This window comes from Eikenella sp. HMSC071B05 (assembly GCF_001811325.1).
Classification (GTDB): domain Bacteria; phylum Pseudomonadota; class Gammaproteobacteria; order Burkholderiales; family Neisseriaceae; genus Eikenella; species Eikenella corrodens.
The window spans coordinates 444851-465417 of sequence record NZ_KV804551.1 but is presented as its reverse complement, the minus strand read 5'-3'; the positions used below and the strand labels follow the sequence as shown (position 1 = coordinate 465417).

Annotated in this window: 23 protein-coding genes; 6 read left to right on the top strand and 17 right to left on the bottom strand. The window is 55.1% G+C overall.

Annotated features, from left to right (window positions below):
- Positions 1-2 precede the first annotated feature (2 nt).
- Positions 3-344, bottom strand: a complete 342-nt coding sequence (sdhD, locus tag HMPREF2796_RS08365; RefSeq protein WP_064084755.1) for a succinate dehydrogenase, hydrophobic membrane anchor protein — start codon at positions 342-344, stop codon at positions 3-5.
- Positions 338-715 (bottom strand): succinate dehydrogenase, cytochrome b556 subunit, encoded by a 378-nt coding sequence (gene sdhC / locus HMPREF2796_RS08360; RefSeq protein ID WP_003822776.1) that lies wholly within the window; start codon positions 713-715, stop codon positions 338-340. The genes sdhD and sdhC overlap by 7 nt, the downstream gene beginning before the upstream one ends.
- Before the next feature lie 427 nt (positions 716-1142).
- Between sdhC and HMPREF2796_RS08355 the strand changes: the two genes are divergently transcribed.
- Positions 1143-2138, top strand: coding sequence for a malate dehydrogenase (locus HMPREF2796_RS08355; RefSeq protein ID WP_070632816.1), 996 nt, complete (start codon positions 1143-1145; stop codon positions 2136-2138).
- A gap of 359 nt (positions 2139-2497) precedes the next feature.
- Here HMPREF2796_RS08355 and HMPREF2796_RS08350 read toward each other — a convergent pair whose 3' ends face one another.
- Positions 2498-2827: an FKBP-type peptidyl-prolyl cis-trans isomerase gene (locus HMPREF2796_RS08350; protein WP_003822774.1), complete on the bottom strand. Its 330-nt coding sequence runs from the start codon at positions 2825-2827 to the stop codon at positions 2498-2500.
- 247 nt (positions 2828-3074) lie between these two features.
- Between HMPREF2796_RS08350 and HMPREF2796_RS08345 the strand changes: the two genes are divergently transcribed.
- The 3 genes from HMPREF2796_RS08345 (at position 3075) to HMPREF2796_RS08335 (ending at position 4901) form a co-directional block, all read left to right on the top strand.
- The gene (locus tag HMPREF2796_RS08345) at positions 3075-3935 is read left to right on the top strand and encodes a phosphoribosylaminoimidazolesuccinocarboxamide synthase (RefSeq protein WP_070632814.1); all 861 of its coding nucleotides are present in this window, start codon (positions 3075-3077) and stop codon (positions 3933-3935) included.
- Positions 3936-4012: 77 nt separating this feature from the next.
- Positions 4013-4207 (top strand): hypothetical protein, encoded by a 195-nt coding sequence (locus tag HMPREF2796_RS08340; protein WP_003822771.1) that lies wholly within the window; start codon positions 4013-4015, stop codon positions 4205-4207.
- Positions 4208-4391: 184 nt separating this feature from the next.
- Complete coding sequence (locus HMPREF2796_RS08335) at positions 4392-4901, top strand: cytochrome b (RefSeq protein ID WP_083308682.1); 510 nt, start codon at positions 4392-4394, stop codon at positions 4899-4901.
- 108 nt (positions 4902-5009) lie between these two features.
- Here HMPREF2796_RS08335 and HMPREF2796_RS08330 read toward each other — a convergent pair whose 3' ends face one another.
- The 14 genes from HMPREF2796_RS08330 to HMPREF2796_RS08265 form a co-directional block, all read right to left on the bottom strand.
- Positions 5010-5882 (bottom strand): RnfABCDGE type electron transport complex subunit B, encoded by an 873-nt coding sequence (locus HMPREF2796_RS08330; protein ID WP_070632812.1) that lies wholly within the window; start codon positions 5880-5882, stop codon positions 5010-5012.
- 314 nt (positions 5883-6196) lie between these two features.
- On the bottom strand, positions 6197-7330 hold the full coding sequence (gene nrdB / locus HMPREF2796_RS08325) for a class Ia ribonucleoside-diphosphate reductase subunit beta (protein ID WP_070633476.1): 1134 nt from the start codon (positions 7328-7330) through the stop codon (positions 6197-6199).
- Positions 7331-7676: 346 nt separating this feature from the next.
- Entirely contained in the window at positions 7677-9956 is a 2280-nt protein-coding gene (gene nrdA / locus HMPREF2796_RS08315; RefSeq protein ID WP_070632808.1) for a class 1a ribonucleoside-diphosphate reductase subunit alpha, read from the bottom strand.
- 471 nt (positions 9957-10427) lie between these two features.
- Positions 10428-11186 carry a TatD family hydrolase gene (locus HMPREF2796_RS08310; RefSeq protein ID WP_070632806.1) on the bottom strand — a complete coding sequence of 253 codons (759 nt, stop codon included), beginning with the start codon at positions 11184-11186 and terminating at the stop codon, positions 10428-10430.
- Positions 11187-11514: 328 nt separating this feature from the next.
- Positions 11515-12111: a hypothetical protein gene (locus HMPREF2796_RS08305; protein ID WP_070632804.1), complete on the bottom strand. Its 597-nt coding sequence runs from the start codon at positions 12109-12111 to the stop codon at positions 11515-11517.
- Positions 12112-12201: 90 nt separating this feature from the next.
- Positions 12202-12663, bottom strand: coding sequence for a transcriptional regulator NrdR (nrdR, locus tag HMPREF2796_RS08300; RefSeq protein WP_023886573.1), 462 nt, complete (start codon positions 12661-12663; stop codon positions 12202-12204).
- Positions 12664-12884: 221 nt separating this feature from the next.
- Positions 12885-14693: an aspartate--tRNA ligase gene (gene aspS / locus HMPREF2796_RS08295; protein WP_070632802.1), complete on the bottom strand. Its 1809-nt coding sequence runs from the start codon at positions 14691-14693 to the stop codon at positions 12885-12887.
- Positions 14694-14797: 104 nt separating this feature from the next.
- Positions 14798-15022 carry a hypothetical protein gene (locus HMPREF2796_RS08290; RefSeq protein WP_070632799.1) on the bottom strand — a complete coding sequence of 75 codons (225 nt, stop codon included), beginning with the start codon at positions 15020-15022 and terminating at the stop codon, positions 14798-14800.
- 92 nt (positions 15023-15114) lie between these two features.
- On the bottom strand, positions 15115-15807 hold the full coding sequence (locus HMPREF2796_RS08285) for a DUF502 domain-containing protein (RefSeq protein ID WP_070632797.1): 693 nt from the start codon (positions 15805-15807) through the stop codon (positions 15115-15117).
- Positions 15808-16131: 324 nt separating this feature from the next.
- A complete protein-coding gene (gene ykgO, locus HMPREF2796_RS10850; protein ID WP_083308681.1) occupies positions 16132-16257 on the bottom strand; it encodes a type B 50S ribosomal protein L36 in 126 nt (41 codons plus the stop codon).
- Position 16258: 1 nt separating this feature from the next.
- Positions 16259-16531 carry a type B 50S ribosomal protein L31 gene (locus HMPREF2796_RS08280; RefSeq protein WP_070632795.1) on the bottom strand — a complete coding sequence of 91 codons (273 nt, stop codon included), beginning with the start codon at positions 16529-16531 and terminating at the stop codon, positions 16259-16261.
- Positions 16532-16718: 187 nt separating this feature from the next.
- Positions 16719-17525, bottom strand: a complete 807-nt coding sequence (locus HMPREF2796_RS08275) for a septal ring lytic transglycosylase RlpA family protein (protein ID WP_080984527.1) — start codon at positions 17523-17525, stop codon at positions 16719-16721.
- 39 nt (positions 17526-17564) lie between these two features.
- Positions 17565-18029, bottom strand: a complete 465-nt coding sequence (gene trmL / locus HMPREF2796_RS08270; RefSeq protein WP_070633475.1) for a tRNA (uridine(34)/cytosine(34)/5-carboxymethylaminomethyluridine(34)-2'-O)-methyltransferase TrmL — start codon at positions 18027-18029, stop codon at positions 17565-17567.
- A gap of 109 nt (positions 18030-18138) precedes the next feature.
- Positions 18139-18864, bottom strand: a complete 726-nt coding sequence (locus HMPREF2796_RS08265) for a ComF family protein (protein WP_070632793.1) — start codon at positions 18862-18864, stop codon at positions 18139-18141.
- On the opposite strand from HMPREF2796_RS08265, the gene bioH reads away from it, so the two are divergent.
- On the top strand, positions 18865-19620 hold the full coding sequence (bioH, locus tag HMPREF2796_RS08260; protein ID WP_070632790.1) for a pimeloyl-ACP methyl ester esterase BioH: 756 nt from the start codon (positions 18865-18867) through the stop codon (positions 19618-19620). It begins immediately after the preceding gene.
- A 101-nt stretch (positions 19621-19721) separates the two neighbouring features.
- The gene (locus tag HMPREF2796_RS08255; RefSeq protein ID WP_070632789.1) at positions 19722-20513 is read left to right on the top strand and encodes a methyltransferase; all 792 of its coding nucleotides are present in this window, start codon (positions 19722-19724) and stop codon (positions 20511-20513) included.
- Positions 20514-20567 lie beyond the last annotated feature (54 nt).

The window sequence follows — 20567 nt, the reverse complement described above, 5'->3', positions numbered from 1 at the left end:
GTTCAACCCCAAATCACTTTAACCGAGTAAACCATGCAGCCTGCCAGCCAAACGATGGTGGCTACCTGAAGGAACAGGCGCAGGCCGAACGGCTTGATGTAGTCCATCCACAAATCGCGGATACCCACCCAGGCATGCAGAAACAGCGCGATGAAGCTGATTTGGGTAAACACTTTCACCCAAGTTTGGCCAAAAAATGCCTGCCATGCGGCGTAATCGCCCGGCAGCGCGAGCAGGAATACAATCAGTGCGACGGTGTAAATCAGCATCAGCACCGCTGTGGCGCGCTGCATAATCCAATCGCGCAGGCCGTAGTGCGCGCCGGTAAGTTTGCGGTCTACCATAGCCATACTCCCAAAATTGCGGTGCAGATCAAAGCCAGCGCCATCACGGTTTTGGCAGTGGTGCGGGCAGTGTTCAGCGCCAGGCCTTTGTGCGCATCCAAAAACAGGAAGCGGATGCCGGCAAAGAAGTGGTGCAAATAAGCCCACAGCAGCCCGATTAGGCCGATTTTCACCAGCGGGTGGGCCACGAAGGCGCGATAAGATTCAAAGGCGGCGGCATTGTCCAGCGTGCCGGCAAGCAGCCACAACAGAAGCGGCAGGCTGATAAACAACAGCACGCCGCTAATGCGGTGCAGAATGGAAACAATCCCCGGAATCGGCAGCCGGATGCTGATGATGTCCAGGAATATCGGTCTGTTAGTCGTTCGCATGGCGAAACTTCCTCAGATTGGCAATATCCCAAGCCGGCCGTAGCCGACACTCAAAACCAAAAGCCGCCTGCGTATGCTTGAAAACATTTTCAGGTAGCCTTTATCGGGCAGGGCGCGGCAACCGAAAGCCGGCCACGTTTGCCCAACTATAAATCATATAGCAGCCTTTGTTTTAAATCAACTTAACATAGCGAACATCAAAAAGGGTGATTGTGTGCTAAAAGGATTTTAGTTAATTGTCAGATAAATAATCCGGTTATTCGGCATCGCGTTTGCCCTTGTTCTTAATATAAAATAACGGAAAAGCGCCACAAATATGCCAACTTTATGTATCATAACGCGCTTTACACGCTGCCTCAGGCTACCTGAAAAATCTGTGGCAGCATTGCACACTTTAATATTCATCCTCACTCCACTGCATCAAGCCATGACCCACACCAACACAGCTAAAGCCCCCATCCGTGTAGCCGTAACCGGCGCTGCCGGCCAGATTGCCTACTCATTATTATTCCGCATTGCCGCCGGCGATATGCTCGGCGCAGACCAGCCCGTTATCTTGCAGCTGCTCGATTTGCCGCAGGCGCAGCAGGCTGTGCAGGGCGTGATTATGGAACTGCACGACTGCGCCTTCCCGCTGCTGGCCGATGCATTTGCCACCAGCGACCCTGAAGTCGCGTTTCAAGATGCGGAAATTGCTATTTTGGTTGGCGCCCGCCCACGTAGTAAAGGCATGGAACGTGCCGACCTGCTGCATGCCAATGCCAACATCTTCACCGCGCAGGGCGCCGCGTTGAACAAGGTGGCCAGCCGCAACGTGAAAGTGCTTGTGGTGGGCAACCCCGCCAACACCAATGCCTATATCGCCATGAAATCCGCGCCCGACCTGCCCGCGTGCAATTTCACCGCCATGCTGCGCCTCGACCACAACCGCGCCCTCAACCAAATCGCCCTCAAAATCGGCCTTTCTGTTAACAACATCAACCAATTATGCGTATGGGGCAACCACAGCCCCAGCATGTATGCCGACTACCGCTTCGCCACCGTAAACGGCCAAAGCGTGCAAGAGCTGATTAACGATGCACAATGGAATACCGAACACTTCCTGCCCACCGTGGCTCAACGCGGCGCCGCTATCATTGAAGCACGCGGCCTCTCTTCTGCCGCCTCTGCCGCCAATGCTGCCATCGAACACATCCGCGACTGGGTGCTCGGCAGCAACGGCCGTTGGGTAACCATGGGCGTGCCTTCAGACGGCGCCTACGGCATCCCCGAAGGCCTTATCTTCGGCCTGCCTGTGGTGTGTGAGAACGGCGAATACCGCGTGATTAAAGACTTGCCAATCGACGACTTCAGCCGTGAACGTATCGGCATTACGCTTAAGGAGCTGGAAGACGAACGTGCGGCGGTGGCGCATTTGTTGTAACGTGGTATAGCATAAGGAAAGTTTCAGGTAGCCTTTATTGTAGAAATCAACAGCGTTGTTTACACTTTCGGCTTTTGCTTGAAGACCCGTTTGAGCAGCTATCCGGCATTGTCAAGAATGTCGATAGACACGGGGAAGCTGCTCTGTTCTTGATAATGGCGGATAGCTGCTTAAGAATCATTCAAGAAAAAACAAAAGCCGTCCGTCGTAGAAAAAGTGTAAACAACGCGACGATTTCCTACACCTTTTGTGTGTAAGAGGCTACCTGAAAATCGATCAGCAAAGAAATTGGAAAAGGCTACCTGAAAACTTGGATTACGATTTTCAGGTAGCCTTTACTTTATACAGAAAGACGCTACTTAATCGTGCACCTTAAGCAATTCCACTTCAAAAATTAAAGTGGCGTTCGGCGGAATCACACCGCCGGCGCCGCGTGCGCCGTAGCCCATTTCCGGCGGGATGGTGAGCTTGCGTTTGCCGCCTTCGCGCATGCCGCCGAAGCCTTCGTCCCAGCCGCGGATGACCTGGCCTACGCCCAGGATGATGGTGAGCGGTTGGCCGCGGTCGAGGCTGGAGTCGAATTTGCTGCCGTTGGTGAGGTAGCCGCTGTAGTGTACGGAAATCCGCTTGCCTTTTTCGGCGGTTTTGCCGCTGCCGGTTTCGATGTCTTCAATAATCAGATTGCTCATGATGTTTCCTTAAGTGAGGGGATGGAGGGAGAGGCTACCTGAAAAATAAGCGCTTCGGTTTCACTCTAACTGCATTGAGGCTTAGGCTTTCAGGTAGCCTGCTGATGCGGGCAGCATTCTCAAGCATAAAATGCAGTTCGGCAACTGTTTTGCCGCCTTGCCGCATGATATTTCCACGCTGCCGTTTTTTCCGCGCGGCAATTGGACTAGAATACCAACTTTCCAACCACCAGCCCGACAATCCATCATGACCACCATTCCGCTGAAAAAAATCTATTCCGGCAAAGTGCGCGATTTGTATGAAATCGACAGCCGCAGCATGCTCATCGTTGCCTCCGACCGTCTCTCCGCTTTCGATGTGATCTTGAACGAGCCCATTCCCGGCAAAGGCGAAATCCTCACTCAGATTTCCAATTTTTGGTTTGGCAAGCTCTCGCACATCATGCCCAACCACTTCACCGGCCAAACCGTATACGACGTATTGCCGCACGACGTAGCCGCCGCGCTGGAAAAACGCGCCGTGGTAGCCAAACGGCTCGAACCTTTGAAAATCGAAGCCATCGTGCGCGGTTATTTGGCCGGCAGCGGCTGGAAAGAATACCGCCAAACCGGCGCCGTGTGCGGCATCAGGCTACCTGAAAACCTGCGCGAAGCCGAGCAGCTGCCCGAAATCATCTTCACCCCGTCCACCAAAGCCGCAGTGGGCAACCACGATGAAAACATCGGCTTTGACGAATGCGCCCGCATCATCGGCCGCGAGCTGGCCGAAGAAGTGCGCCGCAAAGCCATCGCCCTTTATAGCGAAGCCGCAGAATACGCCCGCACCCGCGGTATCATCATCTGCGACACCAAATTCGAATTCGGCCTGGACGAAAACGGCACGCTCACCCTGATGGACGAAGTGCTCACTCCCGATTCCAGCCGCTTCTGGCCCGCCGACCAATACCGGCCCGGCAGCAACCCGCCCTCGTTCGATAAACAATTCATCCGCGACTGGCTTGAACAAAGCGGCTGGAACAAACAGCCTCCCGCCCCCGCCGTGCCCGCCGAGGTCATCGAAAAAACCTTGGCCAAATACCGCGAGGCTTTGGAACTGCTCACCCAGTAATCCGTTTTTCAGGTAGCCTCAAACACAATCAAGGCTACCTGAAAACCTATCCTGCTATTTAAACCGTATTTTCTGCCATGCCTACCCGCAAACAAACCGCTCTGCAAACCGCCGCCAAGCTCAAACAGGGCAAAACCGCCAAGCTCAAAGAATGGCAGGCGGTGTCTGCCCAGCGGCAGTTTGCCAACGAATACACCGTGGCCGCCCGCCTCGGCGAACCCGCGTTCACCGAAGAGCAGGCTGAGATGGTGGCGGCGTTGTTTGGCAAGTAAGCTGCGCGGTGTGGTAAGCATCAAAAGGCTACCTGAAATTTTTCAGGTAGCCTTTTTAGTATTGCCGACAGAGCCCGGAGAGCATTCAATTACCGTGTATTACCTGCGGCTTGCAGCTTGGTATCGAAAGTTAATCTAATCCGTTATAATCCGCCGCTTTTCGGTTTTAAAAAAGGAAATAAGAATGAAAGACACACCACAATACTACGGCACCCTCAGCCGTTTTTTCCATTGGCTGATGGCGGCCATGTTTGCCTTTATGCTGTGCACAGCGGCCATGTGGAACATTAACGAAAAATATTACAGCCTGATGGGCTACCACAAATCGGTGGGCTTCCTGCTGCTGGTTTTGGTAGCCTTGCGCCTGGTTTGGGCGCTGGCCAATTGGCACAACCGCCCGCACGGCAGCTTGGCGGTGAAGCTGGGGCATGCCGCGCTGTATCTGTTGATGGCGGCGGTGCCGGTGGTGGCAATGATTCGCCAATACGGCTCTGCACGCGGTGATTTGGAAGTGTTCGGCCTCACGGTGATGCATAAAATCGAGCAGCCTATTGAGTGGATGACGCAACTGGGTAACGCGGTGCACGGCAAACTGGCGTATCTGCTGTTTGTGCTGGTCTTCGGGCACATCGCCATGGCGGTGCTGCACCAGCTGCGCGGTGAGAAGATTATCAATCGGATGGCCGGCAAATAAACGGCTAAATTGGCCGGCTTAAGCCGGCGTTGAAAAGCAACAAAAGGCTACCTGAAAATTGCTGTGTAGGATTTTCAGGTAGCCTTTTTGTTTGATGGCTGCGATGAGTCAGTTTTGGGATTGGGCTTCTTCTTCGGCTTTAAGTTGGCGGAGGTAGTCTTTGGCGGCGGCTTGTTCTGCTTCGTTTCCGTAGCGGATGTGTTTCAGGGCGCGGCGGTGGGCGGCTTGTTGTTGGGCGGCGGCGATTTGTTGTTGGCGGAAGCTGTCGTGGTTGCTGGGCACGGTGCGCTGGTTTTGCCGGGCTTGGGCGCCGGCCATGGCGCGGGCAATGAGGTCGGCGGGGTTGAAGGCAGGCGCGGTGGAGTTTGGTTTGGCGGAGCTTGCTGCCGGCTGGGCGGGCGGGGAAGTTTGGGCGGCTGCTTGCACGGCGGCGGCCCGTTGGGCGAGGTGGGCTCGACGTTCGGCGGCGGCACGCTGTTGGCGCTGCTCGCGGTGTTGGAAGCGTTGTTTGGCATGTGCGGCAGCGGCGCGGCGGGCTTGCTCTGGTTGGGCTTGGGCGCCGGCGCGGGGCAAGACGGCATCGGGCACGGGCTGCATTTCGATGCAGTCTACGGGGCAGGGTGGCAGGCAAAGGCCGCAGCCGGTGCATTCGTCGACCAGCACGGTGTGCATGAGTTTGGATGCGCCGAGGATGGCATCAACGGGACAGGCTTTGATGCAGGCGGTGCAGCCGATGCAGGCGGTTTCGTCGATATAGGCCAGGGCTTTTACGGCGGCCTTTTCGGGCTGGGCCAGGGGCAGCGGCGGGATGTGCAGCAGCTCGGCAAGCTCATGCAGCACGATGTCGCCGCCGGGCGGGCATAGGTTGATGGGGGCTTGGCCTTGGGCGATGGCTTGGGCATAGGGGGCGCAGCCGTCGTAGCCGCATTGGCGGCATTGGGTTTGCGGCAGGAGGGCTTCGATTTGGCTGGCGGTGGGCATGGCGGTGTGGCAGTTGGGTTTGGTTATGGGTTGATTGCAGTTTATAGTGAATTAACATAAACCAGTACAGCGTTGGCTCGCCTTGCCGTACTATCTGTACTGTCTGCGGCTCGCCGCCTTGTCCTGATTTTTGTTAATCCACTATAATTCTGAATACGGGGTCGGCTTGCTTTGCGGCGCGTGGATGGGCCGCGAGGCTGCTTGGTATCGAACATTAATCTGCTTTATTTTAACACGCGGCTTCAAGCTCAAAGGCTACCTGAAAATCAGTTTAGCGATTTTCAGGTAGCCTTTTGGCTGGGTTTCGGATGAGTTTACAGTTCGAAGTCACCCAAGTCGTCGGCGCTGACTTCGGCGTCGATTTGGCCGATGAGGTAGGAGGAGATTTCCACTTCCTGCGGGGCTACCTGAACGTTGTCGGAGGAGAGCCAGGCATTGATCCAGGGGATGGGGTTTTGCGTGGCGGCGGGGAAGGCGGCGTTTAGGCTGACGGCCATCATGCGGTGGTTGGTGATGTATTCCACATATTGGCACAGGATGTCTTTGTTCAGGCCGATCATGCTGCCGTCTTTGAAGAGGTATTCCGCCCACTCTTTTTCTTGCTCGGCGGCTTTTTTGAAGAGCTCGAAGCAGTCGTTTTCCAGCTCGGCGGCGATTTCGGCCATTTCGGGGTCGTCGGTGCCGCTGCGCATGAGGTTAAGCATGTGCTGGGTGCTGGTGAGGTGTAGGGCTTCGTCGCGGGCGATGAGTTTGATGATTTTGGCATTGCCTTCCATCAGTTCGCGCTCGGCAAAGGCGAAGGAGCAGGCGAAGGAAACGTAGAAGCGGATGGCTTCGAGCACGTTGACGCACATCAGGCAGAGGTAGAGTTTTTTCTTCAAATCGCGCAGGCTCACCATAATGGTTTTGCCGTTGACGCGGTGCTCGCCTTCGCCCAACAGATTGTAATATTGGGTGTATTCAATGAGGTCGTCGTAGTAGCAGGCAATATCTTCGGCGCGGGCGATGATGTATTCGTTTTGCACGATGTCGTCGAACACGACTGAGGGGTCGTTGACGATGTTGCGGATGATGTGGGTGTAGCTGCGCGAGTGGATGGTTTCGCTGAAGCTCCAAGTTTCAATCCAGGTCTCGAGCTCGGGAATGGATACCAGGGGCAGCAGGGCAACGTTGGGGCTGCGGCCTTGGATGGAATCGAGCAAGGTTTGGTATTTGAGGTTGCTGATGAAGATGTGTTTTTCGTGGTCGGGCAGGTTGGCGTAGTCGATGCGGTCGCGCGATACGTCGATCTCTTCCGGCCGCCAGAAGAAGGAAAGCTGTTTTTCAATCAGTTTTTCAAATACTTCGTATTTCTGCTGGTCGTAGCGGGCGACGTTGACGGGCTGGCCGAAAAACATCGGCTCTTTGAGGACGTCGTTTTTTTCCTTGCTGAAGGTGCTGTAGGACATGACGAGGTGTTCGCAGGACATAGTTTTACTCACTTAGATTTATTAATTTGTCTCTTGACTCTTAATTTCTGGTCTTTAGCATCATATAATAATGCTGTGATTGGCTTAACGAAGGAATATCCCAAAAAGCCGAACACAAGGAATACTAAGATTAAAGAGATAAGCAATAGACTAAATATCATATTGGGGCTAAGGTTGCTTAGCATTTCTTTCATATCGTCTCTATTCAAAAAAGACAAATAAAAAACAAACTCAGCAATCAACCTTCGGTCTTTAAATTCGCTCACAAATTGTTAAAGACCTCCATTTTGAAAGCCTTATTTGTAACTACAAATTTAAAAATCGTTTAAATCTTACAAGCCCCCCCAGCACAGCCGTCGTCCTGAATATCGCTCTGCGTATCGTCCGCACCATCACGAGTGTGGTGGTAGTAGAGGGTTTTCAGGCCGAATTTGTAGGCGGTGAGCAGGTCTTTGAGCATCTGCTTCATGGGCACGCGGCCGCCGTCGAAGCGTTGCGGGTCGTAGCTGGTGTTGGCGGAAATGGCTTGATCGACGAATTTCTGCATGATGCCGACCAATTTCAGGTAGCCGTCGTTGCCGCCCATCTGCCACAGGGTTTCGTATTGGTTTTTCAGGCGCTCGAATTCGGGCACGACTTGTTTGAGAATGCCGTCTTTGGAGGCTTTTACGCTGACCAGGCCGCGCGGGGGCTCGATGCCATTGGTGGCGTTGGCGATTTGCGAGCTGGTTTCGCTGGGCATGAGCGCGGTGAGGGTGGAGTTGCGTAGGCCGTGCTGGACGATTTCGGCGCGTAGGGCTTCCCAATCGTAGTGCAGGGGCTCGCTGCAGATGCTGTCGAGGTCTTTTTTGTAGGTGTCGATGGGCAGCACGCCTTTGGCGTACATGGTTTGGCCGAACAAGGGGCAGGCGCCGTATTCTTTGGCCAGCTGCACGGAAGCTTTGAGCAGATAGTATTGCATGGCTTCGAAGGTGCGGTGGGTGAGGGCGAGGGCGGAATCGTTGCTGTAGCGTACGCCGTGTTTGGCCAGATAATAGGCGTAGTTGATCACGCCGATGCCCAGGGTGCGGCGGTTCATGGTGGCTTTGCGGGCGGCGGGGATGGGGTAGTCTTGGTAGTCGAGCAGGGCATCGAGCGCACGCACGGCGAGGTCGGAAAGGTTTTCCAGCTCGTCCAGGTTTTCCAATGCACCGAGGTTGAAGGCGGACAGGGTGCAGAGGGCGATTTCACCGTTTTCATCGTTAATATCGTTTAACGGCTTGGTAGGCAGGGCGATTTCCAGGCACAGGTTGGACTGGCGCACGGGAGCTACGGCGGGGTCGAACGGGCTGTGGGTATTGCTGTGGTCTACGTTGTGGATGTAGATGCGGCCGGTGCCGGCGCGTTCCTGCATCAGGGTGGAGAACAGCTCGGTGGCGGGTACTACACGTTTGCGGATGGCCGGGTCTTGCTCGTATTGCACATACAGGCGCTCGAATTCGTCTTGGTCGGCGAAGAAGGCGTCGTACAGGCCGGGTACTTCGTTGGGCGAGAACAGGGTGATGTTGCCGCCTTTAATCAGGCGGGTGTAGAGCAGGCGGTTGATTTGTACGCCGTAGTCGAGTTGGCGCACACGGTTATCTTCCACACCGCGGTTGTTTTTCAACACCAACAGGCTTTCCACTTCGATGTGCCACAGCGGATAGAACAGGGTGGCCGCACCGCCGCGCACGCCGCCTTGGGAGCAGGATTTAACGGCGGCTTGGAACATTTTGAAAAACGGAATGCAGCCGGTGTGCTGGGCTTCGCCGCCGCGGATTTCGCTGCCCAAGCCGCGGATGCGGCCGGCGTTGATGCCGATGCCGGCGCGTTGGGAAACGTATTTCACAATCGCGCTGGTGGTGGCGTTGATAGAGTCCAGGCTGTCGTCGCACTCGATCAGCACGCAGCTGGAGAATTGGCGCGTGGGGGTGCGCACGCCGCTCATGATGGGGGTGGGCAGTGAAATTTTGAACAGGGAAACCGCGTCATAGAAGCGTTTGACGTAATCCAAGCGGGTGGCTTTGGGATATTTGGCAAACAAGCACATGGCCACCAAGATGTATAGGAACTGCGGGGTTTCGTAGATCTGGCGGGTAACGCGGTTTTGCACCAGGTATTTGCCTTCCAGCTGCTTAACGGCGGCATAGGAGAAGGTCATATCGCGGGTGTGGTCAATGTAGCCGTCGATTTCGTCAAACTCTTCGCGGCTGTAGTCCTCGAGGATGTGGCGGTCGTATTTGCCTTCAGCGGTCAGCTTGCTGACGTGGTCGAATAGGTGTGGCGGCTCGTATTGGCCGTAGGCGATTTTGCGCAGGTGGAAAATAGCGAGGCGGGCTGCTAGATATTGGTAGTCGGGCGTGTCTTCAGAAATCAGGTCGGCAGCGGCTTTGATGATGGTTTCGTGGATATCGTCGGTACGGATGCCGTTGTAAAACTGGATATGGGATTTAAGCTCGACTTGCGACACAGATACGTTGTCGAGGCCTTGCGCCGCCCAAGTAACAACGCGGTGGATTTTATCGAGGTCGATCGGCTCCAAACGGCCGTCGCGCTTGGTAACTTTGAGATTAACGGTATCGTTCATTTTCCCATCCTGATTTTGAGTAGGCAACACAAGATAATGTGTTTGGCGAGTGAAATTCGCACAATATAATGTATTTCGATGGCAAAAAAAAGGTGGCAAAATGTAAGGCTTTGTGGCCGGGCAGTGTATGGATTTCTAAACCAATCACTTACACCAAGCAAAAATAATTTTATTGAAATCGGTAGAGTGATTGCTTGAGTGATGGGTTCAACAGAGTGGGGAGGCTACCTGAAAAAAGGTGATGAGGTGGTTGCCATATATGGATGAGGCTACCTGAAATTTTGTCTCGTGATAAGCACGGTGCCAATTTCAGGTAGCCTTTTCATCGGCTGATCTTGAGCAATCGGGCAAACAACGCTGTTTCCAACAATGGGACACAGCGTTGTTTGCTTAGTATAGCCATTGGCTGCCGCCAACAATTATGCAAATAAACTTCCCTACATGGATGCTTGAGAGCGCCACCGCATCAACTTAAGGGAAAGACAGCAGCCTATCCACGTTTTGCTCGGTGGCTGCAGCTACTTCCTGCACGCTGATGCCGCGCAAGGCCGCTACAGTTTCTGCCACCTGCCACACATTGGCGGGCGTGTTTTCTCCTGCGCCGGCTATTGGCATAAACGGGCTGTCGGTTTCCAGCACCAAGTATTCCAGCGGCAGCGCTGCGGCGGCAGTGCGCACTTTGCGGGCATTCGGGTTGAGCACCAGCGTGCCGATGCCGATAAGCAGGCCGCAGCGGATAAAGGCGCGGGCTTCTTCGAGGCTACCTGAAAACGCATGGGCAATGCCGCCGCTGCGGAAACCGCTGTGCTTGAGCGCGGCAACCACATCAGCAGCAGCACGCACATGGTGCAGCAGCACGGGGCGGCCAAATTGCTGCGCTAAGTCGAGCTGGGTGAGCAGGGCGGTGGTTTGCTCGGTGCGGGTCTGCTTGCGATCGCCATAGTAATCCAGCCCGATTTCGCCCACCAGCAGCCCCGGCTGCGCTTGCAGGCGATCGGCGATGCGGCTAATTAAACCAGGTTGGAAGCTTTCGGCAAACCACGGGTGCAGGCCAAGCGCGCCATAATATTTGGGCGGGGCATGCAGCCGACAGACGGCATCAAAATCCGCTTCGGTTACCGCCGGCACAAAAAAACGCTGCACTCCTGCGGCATGGGCTGCAGTAGAGATTTCAGGTAGCCGGCAGGCAAGTGCGGAGTCAGCGAGGTGGCAGTGGGTGTCGGTAAGCATGGTGGAGGCATGAGGAGCTGATGGAGCAGTATAGCGCAGTTTGTGGGATGCAGAGGCTACCTGAAAATCGGTTGAGGCTTTCAGGTAGCCTTAAGCACTTGGTGTGAGCAGGTATCATCAACGATGCCATGTTGCTATTGCGGAATGCAGGTTAGCTGAAAAGGGCTGGCCGGATATTGGCTGCATAGCAAGCTGCATGAGCTTGCTTTAAATTCGTTGGAGATGAATTTTCAGGTAGCCATCGTGTTTGAAAGGGCTACCTGAAAACTTGCCGTGCCGGGTAAGCAAAATTCGCCAAACCTGAGCAGTTTGGCGAATTTGGTATGGCTTATTGTTTTACTGTGAGGTTTTTCAGCAGGGCATCCAGCTCGGGGATGGAGGCGGTGCTGCTGGTGGCGCAGACGGTATAGAGGTTTTTGGCATACACGGCTACGCAGCTTTCGTTGAGCACGTTATCGTCTTGGCCATGGCTGAAGCGGTAGCCCATGCGCTGGTCGGCAGGGGTGTCTACGGCGGTGTCATTCAGGCCTTGGTCGGCTTTCAGGCTTTCGCTCAGTTTGGCGAAGTAGGCTTCGGCTGGCTGTTTGGGGGCACCGAAGTTGCTGACAGTGATGGCAATGTCTTGGTCGGCGTCGTATTGCAGCAGGCTGATTTTATTGCTGTCAGCGCCATCGACATATTGGGCGGCTTCAGCCAATTTGTCTTCAAAACGGCCGTTTACGGTGAGGCTGATGATGCCGTCTTCGGTAGCCAGGGTTTGGCTGGGGTTTTGTGCGGCGGCAGATGCTGCGGCGGTTGCTGAAGCAGCGGCTACTTCGCTGGCGCTGGGGGCAACCACGGAGGTTTCTGCCTGTTGGTTGCAGCCGGCTAACAAGAGGCTACCTGAAAGGGCAAGCAGGAGGAGGGATGTGTGGGAGCGGTTCATAGGTTTTCCTTGGAGTCAGTAAACGTAAACGGAGCGCAGTATAGCAAAACGGGCTGCATGACGCAGCGGGTTTGCAGGATTTTGCGCGGTCTAGGAATGGTCGGTGCGTTCCAGTCCGGCTACGGTGCGGGTAAATTCGGCCACGTCTTTAAAGCTTTTATACACGGAGGCGAAGCGCACATAGGCCACTTGGTCGAGCTTGGCAAGCCGCTCCATCACCAATTCGCCGATCAGGCGGGAGGGCACTTCTTTGCTGCCGGTTTTATACAGGCACTCTTCGATTTCGTGCACGGTGTGTTCGATGGCTTCGGCGGAAATAGGGCGTTTGTGCAATGCGCGTTGCAGACTGGTCTGCAGTTTGAGCGGATCGAACATAACGCGCTCGCCGTTGTTTTTGATAATCTGCGGCATCCGCAGCTCTACGGTTTCGTAGGTGCTGAAGCGGCGGTCGCAGGCGGCGCAGCGGCGGCGGCGGCGGATGCTGTTTTGTTCTTCCATCAGCCGGGAGTCGATGACTTGGGTGTTGTTATGGTGGCAGAAGGGGCATTTCATAGGTTGGGTGGTTTAATATTTTATATAACAGTAGTTTGCTGTGGGTATTGTACTCTAAGCGAGCACCATAACCAAAGTACTAATTTTTTCTGTGGTATTGGTTCGCTTGGTATGTAGTCATCATTGCTGTAGCTATCCCGAAAGTGCAGCGGCAAGCACTATAGTTCGGAATAAAACACAGCCTGAAAACTGCGGTGTTTTCAGGCTGTGTGTTTGGCAGTTTACGCTTCTTTCTGCTCGGTCTGCTTCTGGCGCAAGCGCAGGTGCAGCTCGCGCAGTTGGAGTTCGTCTACATGGTTGGGGGCGTCCACCAGCAGGTCTTGTGCGCGTTGCGTTTTCGGGAAGGCAATCACATCGCGGATGGATTCGGCTTGAGCCATCAAGGCCACCAAGCGGTCGAGGCCGAATGCCAAACCGCCGTGCGGCGGCGCACCGAATTTCAGGTTGTCCAGCAGGAAGCCGAATTTGTTTTGCTGCTCTTCAGGCGTGATTTTCAGCGCGGCAAACACTTTTTCCTGAATGTCGGCGCGGTGGATACGAATCGAGCCCCCACCGATTTCCCAGCCGTTGAGCACCATGTCGTAGGCGCGGGCCAGGCAGTTTTCAGGGTCGGATTCCATCAAGTCTTCGTGGCCGGGCTTGGGCGAGGTGAACGGGTGGTGCATGGCTGCCCAGCGGTCGTTTTCCTCGTCGTATTCGAACATGGGGAAATCCACCACCCATAGCGGTTTCCACTCGTCCACAAAGTAGCCATTTTCCGCGCCGTGTTCTTTGCCGATTTTAATCCGCAATGCGCCGATGGCTTCGTTCACCACTTTGGCTTTGTCTGCGCCGAAGAAGATGATGTCGCCGTTTTGCGCACCGGTGCGCTTGATGATTTCGTGCAGGCTGCTTTCGGACAGGAATTTGACGATGGGCGACTGCAAACCGCTGTTTTCGCCGTTGCTCAAATTGGTTACATCGTTCACTTTGATGTAGGCCAAGCCTTTCGCGCCGTAGATGCCGACAAACTGGGTGTATTCGTCGATTTCCTTGCGGCTGAGTTTCGCGCCGTTCGGCACGCGCAGAGCCACCACGCGGCCGCCTTTCATGTCGGCTGCGCCACGGAACACTTTGAATTCTTCCGTTTTCATCAAATCGGTCAGCTCGGTGAATTTCAGGCTGATGCGCATATCGGGCTTGTCAGAGCCGTAGTAGAACATGGCTTCGGAATAGGGCATGCGCAGGAAGTCACCCAGTTCCACGCCCAGCGCGTCTTTGAACACCTGTTTCGCCATGCCTTCGGTGATGTCCATGATTTCATCCTCGTTCAGGAACGAGGTTTCCAAGTCGATTTGGGTAAATTCGGGCTGGCGGTCGGCACGCAGGTCTTCGTCGCGGAAGCATTTGGTGATTTGGTAGTAGCGGTCGAAACCGGCCACCATCAGCAGTTGTTTGAACAACTGCGGCGATTGCGGCAGTGCGAAAAATTCGCCCGGATGCACGCGGCTGGGCACGAGGTAGTCGCGCGCGCCTTCGGGGGTGGAGCGGGTCAGCATTGGCGTTTCGATGTCGATGAAGCCTTGCGCATCCAAATAGCGGCGCACGCCCATGGCTACCTGATAACGCAGGCGCAGGTTACGTTGCATTACGGGTCGGCGCAGGTCGATGACGCGGTTTTGCAGGCGCACGGTTTCGCTGATGTTTTCGTCGTCAATCATGAACGGCGGCGTGGAGGCGGGGTTCAGGATTTCGATTTCTTTGGCCAAAATCTCGATTTTGCCGGACACCATTTTGTCGTTGGTGGTGCCTTCGGGGCGGTTGCGCACGCGGCCGGTGATGCTCAAAACGTATTCGTTGCGGGCGGAGTCGGCCAGCGCAAACGCTTCGGGCGTATCGGGGTCAATCACGACTTGCACGATGCCTTCGCGGTCGCGCAGGTCGATAAAAATCACGCCGCCGTGGTCGCGCCGGCGGTGCACCCAGCCTTTGACGGTTACGGTTTGGTCTAAGTATTGCTCGCTGATTAGGCCGCAGTAGTTGGTACGCATTTCGGTGTTTCCTGAAAAGTGTTTTGTTAAACGATAAAGGGTAATTGTAAAGGTTTGCGGGGTTTTCAGGTAGCCTTCGTGGCTACCTGAAAATTTTGCTTATGCTATTTTTGAGCATATAGATACATGGAAGCAGCAATAGAAAGTGCCGCAATGGTTTTAGCAAGAAATGAAAACAGTATCTGCCTGCTTTTTTTGTCGTTAGGGAAAATATTCAGAGCACGAAACAGGAAAGCCAGCAAAATAATTAAAACTAAACTGATTGCTAAAGCGCTTCCGATATAGATGCCCCATTCTTTTACAACGGGAATGATAGTTTCCGATACCATGATGTCCTCTGTAGATGGTAAGTACTGTCTTTATTATGATAACAGTTAATTTTCAGGTAGCCTTTGGAATTGGCAAGAGGCTACCTGAAAAATCATTTGCTAGGCTCGGGCAGCTTGATTGGAGCAGCTAATTTGCCGTTTTTGTGTTCATCCGGTGCCACCATGCCCAGCGAAATCACATATTTCAACGCTTCGTCCACGCTCATGGCCAAGGGGCGGATGTCTTGTTTGCGCACGAAGATGTAGTAGCCGCCGGTGGGGTTGGGCGTGGTGGGCACGTATACGGAGAGGTATTCTTCGTTTTCAGGTAGCCCTTGCTGCAATGCTTCGGAAAGGCTGCCGGACACAAAAGCAATCGTCCAAATATCGGGCTGCGGGAACGGCACGAGCACGGGGGTTTTGAACGAGCGGCTGTTGTCGGAGAGCAGGCTTTCGGACACTTTTTTCACGCTGGAATAGATGGATTTCACCACAGGGATCCGACCCAAGAGTGAATCCCAGCCTTCAATCACTTTACGCCCGAGCACGTTGGCGCCGAGTACGCCGGTTACAAACAACACAACGATGGCCAGGATGAAGCCGAGGCCGGGGATGTTGAAGCCGAGGTAGCTCTCCGGCTGCCATTGGGTGGGCAGCAGGTTGAAGAGGTGGTCGGTGGTGGAAACGATGTAGGTTACCACCCACAGGGTGATGGTGATGGGCAGCCAGACCAGGAGGCCGGTAATCAGGTAGCGCTTGATGGCTTTGCCGATGCCGCTGCTTTCTGACGGTGTTTGCTCGCTCATGTCTATCCCGTAGGAATGACTTAGTAAAAGTGGCGCATTATACGCGTTTGCGGTGGAATAAACGAGGGCTTTTCGGGAAGGGGATTGAATTTATTGACGGGATTGGGGCTGCTTTGATGCCACGGCATGATTGTGTTTTACAGTGGAACAGAAAGGCTACCTGAAAGCCATTTCCGCGAAGCCAACGCCTGGTTTGCAAGAAACCTTAAATTCGACAACGGTCTATGCGTGTTGAATCGGAATCGGAAAATGGGCGTTGTCGAAAGAGGTGTTGGCTTCGCGGAAATGGCTTTCAGGTAGCCTATTGTTTAGTCGAGATCTGGTTTAACGCTGCCGAGCCTTAAAGCGGGGATTGCTTTTGCAGATTACGTATACTTTGCTCCGACGGCGTACCACTTGGCAGTCGCGATGGCGGGTTTTAGCAGTTTTGAGCGAGGAGAGGACTTGCATTTCAGTTATCCTTTTTCAGGGCAGATATCATGCTGCCGTAGCGTTGGTTGAATGCGCTGGCGCGGCCTAGTTTGTTGTGCTCGCGTTGCTGGCCGGTATAAACGGGATGAGAGGCGGCAGAGGTATCGAGCATAAATACGGGGTATTCTTTGCCGTCTTTCCATTGCATGGTGTTGTTGGTGGGGGCACAGGAGCGGATAAGCCAGCCTTCGTTGGCACTGCTGTCGAAGAACAGAACAGTGCGGTAGTTTTCGGGGTGGATATTTGGTTTCATAAACAGCCTTTCAAATGTTATACCATAACATTTAATCATAAGCCGGATGGTTTGGCAAGACAAGAATCGTTCTTGATTAGGTTATTTTGAGTAGTGACGGATAAGAAACAGGCTACCTGAAAGTTTAGCTTCGCAGAAACTTCGCTGCGCTGCGTTTTCAGGTAGCCTGTTTGCCGATAGTTGGCGCTTATAGTTCGGTAGTAACCACAGCCTTGGTTTGATCGGCCTTGTCTTGGTGGGTGAACGGGCCCATGCGGACGAGGAAGCCGCCGTTGCGCTGCGGCACCATGAATACCTGTTGGCTGGTATTGTTGGCGTGGCGCAGGCGGGTGGTGGTTTGCACTACGTAGTCGTGGGCGGCTTTGCGCTGGTTGAAGTGGCGCAAATCCACATAAATATTGCCGGCTGGTTTGGCAGCGGGCTGTTGGGTTTCGGCCTCGGCGCGTGCCTGGCTGGGCAGGATTTGTTCGATGCGCACGTTGGCGGTGCCGGCATTGATGAAGCCGAGCTGGCGGGCGGCGGATTGGGATACGTCGATTACACGGCTGCTGTGGAAGGGGCCGCGGTCGTTAATGCGCACCACCACGCTTTTGCCGTTGGAAAGGTTGGTTACGCGGGCATAGCTGGGGATGGGCAGGGTTTTGTGGGCGGCGGTCATGAGGTTCATGTCGTAGCGCTCGCCGGAAGCGGTGAGGCGGCCGTGGAATTGGCGGCCATACCAGGATGCGCGGCCGGTTTGAGTGAATTGGCGCACATTGGTCATCGGGGTATAGCGCACACCGCGCACTTGGTAGCTGCGGTTGGCGGATTGGTGAAGCCGTTCGGGTTTGGCGACGGCGTTTAAATGAATGCTGCCGCGGCTGTGGTATTGCTGCCGGGCGGCGGGCTTGGCCGTTGCGGCTTTGGGTTCGGCAGCGGCGGTGTTAATTAGGGCGGTACACAGACCGATAGCGGCAGTGATGCCGATAAAGAAGGCATTTTTCAATTTAGCCAAAATAGACTCCGTTTCTTGAGTGGATGAGGTTGTTGGCGGTTAGATACCACCTTGGTAGCCGTTTTGCCGCCATGCTTCATACAGCATCACGGCCACCGTGTTGGAAAGGTTCATGCTGCGGCTGCCGGGCAGCATGGGCAGGCGCAATTTTTGGTTTTCAGGTAGCCTTTCGAGGATTTCTGCCGGCAAACCGCGGGTTTCGGGGCCGAACAAGAAAACGTCGCCCGGCCGGAATTCGGCTTGGTCGGGGCGGGTGCGGCCTTTGGTGGTGAGCGCGAAAATGCGGCGTCCTTTCAAGGCGGCAAGGCAATCTTCAAAGGTTTCGTGCAGGCTGATGTGGGCAAATTCGTGATAATCGAGCCCGGCGCGCTTCATTTTGGCCGAATCCAAAGGGAAACCCAGCGGCTTCACCAAATGCAAATCAGCACCGCTGTTGGCGCACAGACGGATGATGTTGCCGGTGTTGGGCGGGATTTCGGGTTGGTATAAAACAATGCTGAACATGAAGCGATATGCAGCGAAATTCAAATAAATAAGGCTGATTTGCAACAAACCAGCCATTGGAAGATGCGCCGCATGATGCCGCAGCAGGGTAACTACGTCAATTATCTTTTCATTCGGCGCGGGTGAACACCCAGCCATAAACCGCTGCAGCCCCCGCCCGCTGTAAAGTTCGGGCAAGTTCGCCGATTGTTGCACCGCTGGTAACAACGTCGTCGATTAACAGCACATGACGGTTCTTTACATCCGCCGCCGGGGCTACCTGAAAAATGCCGCGCACGTTTTTGGCACGCTCGTTGCGGGGCAGGGTACTTTGTGCCGGGCGGTGGGAGCGGGTTACCGCAAACGGCGGCAATAACGGCAGATTCAGGTGCTTGGCTATGGCCTCGGCCAGCAGCAGGCTTTGGTTGAAACCGCGCTTGTGCAGCCGCTGCACACTCAATGGCACAGCCATCACTAAATCCGGCGGAGTAGGCCAGGTGGGCGGTTCGGCCAGCATCAGCTCGGCTAGGGCGGCATATAAATCGTTGCGGCCGAGGAATTTGTAGGCATACAGCAGGTTGCTCAGTGGCGGCCGGTAGGCAAAGGCGGCATTGAGCTGGGTTTGCGGTGGCGGTTTGCGTTGGCAGTGGCCGCATGGCAAGCCGGAAGTGGAAATACCGGCGCACAACGGACAGCGGCGGCGTGTATCCGATCGCAGACAGTGTAAATCCGCCGTGCAGCCGCCGCACAATGCCTGGCCGCCGGATAATTCATGGCATAATACGCAGCGTTTGCCTCGGCTGGAGGCTAGCTGAAATAGCCGCCACTGCCCGGCTAACCAAGTTGAAAGCGCCATATGTCTGATTCCGTAAATATTATGCTGTTGCACGGTTGGGCGGCCAACCATCATATTTTCGACCTGCTGGCTGCCGGCCTGCCCGAATGCCGAGTCGCCGCGCCCGATTTGCCCGGCCACGGCACGGCTGGGTTTGACGGCACGTTCGATGTGGCCGCGGTGGCCGACTCACTGGCGGCTCAATTAAATGAGCCCGCACACCTACTTGGCTGGTCGCTCGGCGGGTTGGTGGCGCTGCATATGGCTGAGCGCCATCCCGAAAAAGTGCGCAGCCTGTGCCTGACCGCCAGTTTTGCCCGCCTTACTGCCGCGCCGGATTATCCCGAAGGTTTGGCCAAACCCGCGCTGGACAAGATGATACCGCTGTTTGCCCAAGATTTTGCCAAATATATGCGCCAGTTTTTACAGCTGCAATTTTTGCACATCCCGGAACGCGCCCACCTCTCCGATGAAGTGCTGCCGGAAATCATCCGCCACGGCGTACCGCCCGGCCTGCAAGCGGCGCTGGATGCCGTGGTGCGCACCGATGCCCGCGCATTGCTGCCGCAGGTACAGTGCCCCGTGTTGCTCGTGTTCGGCGGCAAAGACGGCATCACCCCGCCGCGCATGGGCGAATACCTGCACCGCCAGCTGCCAAACAGCCGCCTGCTGATGATTGAAAAGGCAGCGCATATTCCGTTTTTAAGCCATGCCGATGAATTTTCTGCCGCCTACCGCGCCTTTATCGGGCTACCTGAAAAAAACATAGCAGGCTGAAAAACATCAAAAAATTATTTTAACTTCATTGAAACAGATGTTTTCAGGTAGCCTCAGGCAGGCTGCCTGAAATCCGACACACACCACAGGCTACCTGAAAAATGACTACCGACCGCTGGCTGATCCACCGCCGCCTTGCCGAAGATACCGACCAACGACTGCTACTGATTGCCGCCGCACCACAGCATATTTTACTGTTCGGCGCCGACGGCGATTGCAGCCGTCGTCTGCTGGCTGCGCGTTATCCGCAAGCCGCGTTCAGCGAATACGACAGCCGTACCGACTATCTGCAGGCAGCCGCAGCTGCCCGCCAAACCGGTTTCTGGCAGCGCCTTGCCGGCAAGGGCAAAACCGTGCCACAGCACTGCCAAGCGCCCGAAACCCCGCTGCCCGAGGCGCAGGCTGATTGGCTGTGGTGCAACCTTGGCTTGGTTCCCTCGGCCTCCCAGCCCGTGCCGGTGATTGAAAACTGGGCGCGCGCGCTGAAAACTGACGGCCTGCTGTTTCTCACTCATTTCGGCCTCGACACGCTGGCCGAAATCACAGGCTACCTGAAAACGTGCAACATCGCCGTGGAAAGCCCGTTTGCCGATATGCACGACCTCGGCGATATGCTGTTCCACCACGGCTTCTACGATCCGGTGATGGATACCGCCAAGCTGGAGCTGTCCTATACCCGCGCCGAAACCTTCTGGCAGGATATGGACACGCTGGGCATCTGGGCGGCTTTGCAGTTTACCGACGAAGCTGCTGCCCGCGCTGCCGTGAACGAAGGTTTTGCACAAGGACTACTGCACACGGTAACGCTGGAAACCGTGTACGGCCACGCGGTGAAAAAACTGCAGCTGCCGGAGAATGAAAATGTGGTGCAGTTTTATCCGAGGCAAAGATAGCTTAGTTTGTTGCTTGGATTAAAGGCTACCTGAAAATAGTGCTTCAGGTAGCCT

What these genes read in the sequence shown, in the direction of transcription:
- HMPREF2796_RS08345 (WP_070632814.1), top strand. Translation starts at nt 3,075, where the DNA reads ATGACCACCATTCCGCTGAAAAAAATCTATTCCGGCAAAGTGCGCGAT.
- HMPREF2796_RS08330 (WP_070632812.1), bottom strand. Translation starts at nt 5,882, where the DNA reads ATGCCCACCGCCAGCCAAATCGAAGCCCTCCTGCCGCAAACCCAATGC.
- HMPREF2796_RS08280 (WP_070632795.1), bottom strand. Translation starts at nt 16,531, where the DNA reads ATGAAACCAAATATCCACCCCGAAAACTACCGCACTGTTCTGTTCTTC.
- trmL (WP_070633475.1), bottom strand. Translation starts at nt 18,029, where the DNA reads ATGTTCAGCATTGTTTTATACCAACCCGAAATCCCGCCCAACACCGGC.
- nrdA (WP_070632808.1), bottom strand. Translation starts at nt 9,956, where the DNA reads ATGAACGATACCGTTAATCTCAAAGTTACCAAGCGCGACGGCCGTTTG.
- nrdB (WP_070633476.1), bottom strand. Translation starts at nt 7,330, where the DNA reads ATGTCCTACAGCACCTTCAGCAAGGAAAAAAACGACGTCCTCAAAGAG.
- aspS (WP_070632802.1), bottom strand. Translation starts at nt 14,693, where the DNA reads ATGCGTACCAACTACTGCGGCCTAATCAGCGAGCAATACTTAGACCAA.
- HMPREF2796_RS08305 (WP_070632804.1), bottom strand. Translation starts at nt 12,111, where the DNA reads ATGAACCGCTCCCACACATCCCTCCTCCTGCTTGCCCTTTCAGGTAGC.
- HMPREF2796_RS08265 (WP_070632793.1), bottom strand. Translation starts at nt 18,864, where the DNA reads ATGGCGCTTTCAACTTGGTTAGCCGGGCAGTGGCGGCTATTTCAGCTA.
- HMPREF2796_RS08255 (WP_070632789.1), top strand. Translation starts at nt 19,722, where the DNA reads ATGACTACCGACCGCTGGCTGATCCACCGCCGCCTTGCCGAAGATACC.
- HMPREF2796_RS08335 (WP_083308682.1), top strand. Translation starts at nt 4,392, where the DNA reads ATGAAAGACACACCACAATACTACGGCACCCTCAGCCGTTTTTTCCAT.
- HMPREF2796_RS08310 (WP_070632806.1), bottom strand. Translation starts at nt 11,186, where the DNA reads ATGCTTACCGACACCCACTGCCACCTCGCTGACTCCGCACTTGCCTGC.
- ykgO (WP_083308681.1), bottom strand. Translation starts at nt 16,257, where the DNA reads ATGCAAGTCCTCTCCTCGCTCAAAACTGCTAAAACCCGCCATCGCGAC.
- HMPREF2796_RS08355 (WP_070632816.1), top strand. Translation starts at nt 1,143, where the DNA reads ATGACCCACACCAACACAGCTAAAGCCCCCATCCGTGTAGCCGTAACC.
- sdhC (WP_003822776.1), bottom strand. Translation starts at nt 715, where the DNA reads ATGCGAACGACTAACAGACCGATATTCCTGGACATCATCAGCATCCGG.
- HMPREF2796_RS08340 (WP_003822771.1), top strand. Translation starts at nt 4,013, where the DNA reads ATGCCTACCCGCAAACAAACCGCTCTGCAAACCGCCGCCAAGCTCAAA.
- sdhD (WP_064084755.1), bottom strand. Translation starts at nt 344, where the DNA reads ATGGTAGACCGCAAACTTACCGGCGCGCACTACGGCCTGCGCGATTGG.
- bioH (WP_070632790.1), top strand. Translation starts at nt 18,865, where the DNA reads ATGTCTGATTCCGTAAATATTATGCTGTTGCACGGTTGGGCGGCCAAC.
- HMPREF2796_RS08285 (WP_070632797.1), bottom strand. Translation starts at nt 15,807, where the DNA reads ATGAGCGAGCAAACACCGTCAGAAAGCAGCGGCATCGGCAAAGCCATC.
- HMPREF2796_RS08350 (WP_003822774.1), bottom strand. Translation starts at nt 2,827, where the DNA reads ATGAGCAATCTGATTATTGAAGACATCGAAACCGGCAGCGGCAAAACC.
- nrdR (WP_023886573.1), bottom strand. Translation starts at nt 12,663, where the DNA reads ATGAAATGCCCCTTCTGCCACCATAACAACACCCAAGTCATCGACTCC.
- HMPREF2796_RS08290 (WP_070632799.1), bottom strand. Translation starts at nt 15,022, where the DNA reads ATGGTATCGGAAACTATCATTCCCGTTGTAAAAGAATGGGGCATCTAT.